A 3,092-nucleotide genomic window follows, 5' to 3' on the forward strand; every position below is an offset into this window, starting at 1 on the left:
CTACTGGCCTGCTATAGCCATAAACACATATCTTATCGCATTCGGACTATTATAAGAAAGGCTATAATTTGGCTCTTTCATTTATACCAACACAATTTTTACTCATAGGATTATTTTTTGTAGCAGCTTTCATCTCCACTGCTATTGGTACATCAATGGGCACCATTGCAACAATTGCTCCTATTGCAGTTGAACTGACACAAGCTGGGATTTCTCCTTCCTTAGGAGTGGAAACCGTTGTAGGAGGAGCAATGTTTGGCGACAATTTATCTATTATCTCTGATACTACAATTGCATCTGTGATGTCTCAAAAGGCTGATATAAAGAAAAAATTAAAACTGAATGCAAAAGTGGCACTAATTGCTTCTATATTCACAATAATTATATTATTTTATGGCTCAAGCAATAGTGCTGCTATTTCAGTTAAGGAGTATTCTTTATTGCTTGTGGCTCCTTACATCATACTTATATTGCTTGCAAACTTTGGAATCAATGTATTTACGGCATTGGTTTTAAGCATAACTTTTGCTGGAATTATTGGATTTATAAATAACAACAATCATGGTTTATTGTTTTTAAGCCAAAACATCACCAAAGGGTTTATGAGTATGCATGAAATTATGCTACTGTCATTGATGTTTGGCGGGCTTTCAGGACTAGTAGGTAAAAATTCTAAGGAGTTTGCAGATAAACTTTCATCTTGGGTTATGATACAACGTTGTGGACAAAAAACTGCACAGTTATTTATTGCAAAAATAGTCAGCATATTTGATATTTTACTTGCAAATAATACCATCGCTATAATTTTTAGCGGTGAAATTGCTAGAGATATTGCTAAGAAATATGAAATACCGCCTCACTATAGTGCAGCATGGCTAGGCATATTTTCTTGTGTATTTCAAGGATTAATACCGTATGACGCTCAATTGCTTTTGGCTAGCACTATTGCTGGAGTTTCACCTTTGGCAGTCATGCCACACGTATACTATTGCTATGTTTTAGGTATTATTGCAGTGTTATATATTGTATTGAACAAAATTGAGAAAAAAGATTGTGCTTAATATACAAGACAACGCTCCGCTCTGTAGAAAATGGATGTTCTTGGCAGTATGTGCTCTTGCTTGCTCTGGGTTACTGTCAATAATTGTTATTTTTCTACGATTGCCTTTTATCTCCTCTCTTGTTCCTTCTGCACAATATATTTTTGATAATGCGCTGGTAATACACGTGAACTTGTCAATTTTAGTGTGGATGTGCTCTATAATATCTCTGCTCTTTATCATAAACCTACAAAATACCAATAGTTGGTTTAACTTTTCATGGGTTCTATCAACCCTTTCGATGCTGCTCATGTTTATATCCGCATTCGTTCCAAACACTGAAGTTATCAAAAGTAATTATATTCCCGTGTTACAAAACAAATTATTTTTGTTTGGACTCAGTTTGTTTATTGCCAGTATATTAGTAAATACAATGCTAGCATACACATCAAAAAAAGAGGTTTCATTTCTCTCTGTTGGGCAAATTGGGCTAGTTATTATACTTGTATCGTCATTTCTTTGCTTTGTTTTAGCATATAATAATATGCCTCCAGGTCTATATCACTCAGATAATAATTTATTTTACGAATATCTCTTTTGGGGAGGCGGACATTTATTGCAGTTTGCTTTTACTCAAGGAATGTTTTTAGTCTATTTAATAATGCTAAGTTCCAATGATATTAGTCTAGCTTCAAGCAATAAAATTACTATTTTACCACTATTTATAAACACGATTTTAGCTGTAGGCGCACCGTTTGTATATTTTGTTTATCCAGTTGATAGTGCCAAGTTAATACAGTTTTTTACTTGGCATATGAGGATTGCTGGAGCAGTTTTGCCGTGCTTTTTGATAATATTAGTGTGCTACAACATCAGAACTTTTATTAATGATAAAAGCAACTATTTATTACATTCATTTTTGTTGTTCACTTATGGAGATGTGCTCGGAGTGTTGACTATTGAAGGTAATGTCACGATTCCTGCTCATTATCACGGTTCTGTAGTTGGGATCACTATAGCTTTTATGAATTGCATTTATTGGCTGTTACCCAAATTAAACTTTAAAGAGGTAAAAAACTCCATGGTAAGATTACAGATTTATGCCTACAGTGTAGGGCATTTTCTCCATATTACTGGCCTTGTGTGGCTTGGTGGATATGGTGCTTTAAGGAAGGTTGCAGATCTGCCAAGCATTTCGTCAATGTTAGCACGCACGTGCTTCATTATAGGTGGCGCTATATCAGTTGTTGGTGGAATGTTGTTCGTAATAATTGTGCTTTTACATCTGTTAAAAGGCAAAGCGCGTACCAACTGACCCATAGAAACGAAAAAACTTCCTTGACAAACTCCGCCAGCGCCCTTATCATGATACTGAAGGTATTCAGTTATCTTCATCTGTGCAGATTAAACAGCAAGAAAACAACGTAGTTGGCGTCTTATTTTTAATTTTTTGCACTATGTGCACCTTATGTCTTCACAACGTTTTTAGGTTTTTACCTATAAAAGCTGAAACGCGCTTATAAGTCGTTTTAATAATGCTAAGTTCCAATGATATTAGTCTAGCTTCAAGCAATAAAATTACTATTTTACCACTAAGACAGTATAGTACGCCAATTTGCAGGATTAGAGAGTGAACACTAATTACCACTGGGTTTCTTTTGCCTTTTTTTCTGCTTAGTAAATTTCTTAAACATTTTAGCTAAAGTTAGTTGCACTTAAAAGCAGCTAAATTGCAGCGTTTAAGACTTAAAAAACGCCAAATACTTAAAATAGACAATGACTAGGGTTTCTTTTGCCTTTTTTTTTGTTTAGTAAATTTCTTAATGTTTATAGCTAAACGACAACCGTCATCCCGCTGCTTGTTAGCTGATGAGATACCGCGGCGGTATGACGTAGGACTGCTGTCATTCCAGTGCTCCTTTTTTTGTCATCCGAGTAGCTGACACTCTCCTCCTTTGTCATCCCAGTGCCCAGACACTGGGATCCAGCATTTCACGCAATCCCATCAAGAACGTTGTATTTTACATAACACTTTTATGCTTACCAACTTAA

At 35.3% G+C, this 3,092-nt stretch carries 2 protein-coding genes; both read left to right on the forward strand.

Annotated features, from left to right (window positions below):
* Positions 1-68: 68 nt before the first annotated feature.
* Positions 69-1,061 (forward strand): Na+/H+ antiporter NhaC family protein, encoded by a 993-nt coding sequence (locus tag OZD68_RS05590; protein ID WP_259365963.1) that lies wholly within the window; start codon positions 69-71, stop codon positions 1,059-1,061.
* Positions 1,062-1,095: 34 nt separating this feature from the next.
* Complete coding sequence (locus OZD68_RS05595; protein WP_182309237.1) at positions 1,096-2,355, forward strand: cbb3-type cytochrome c oxidase subunit I; 1,260 nt, start codon at positions 1,096-1,098, stop codon at positions 2,353-2,355.
* Positions 2,356-3,092 lie beyond the last annotated feature (737 nt).

Source organism: Wolbachia endosymbiont of Drosophila bicornuta, assembly GCF_028982105.1.
GTDB lineage: Bacteria > Pseudomonadota > Alphaproteobacteria > Rickettsiales > Anaplasmataceae > Wolbachia > Wolbachia pipientis.

Bases quoted from the DNA above. Each gene is read 5' to 3' on its own strand.
- OZD68_RS05595 (WP_182309237.1), top strand. From the start codon at position 1,096: ATGTTCTTGGCAGTATGTGCTCTTGCTTGCTCTGGGTTACTGTCAATA.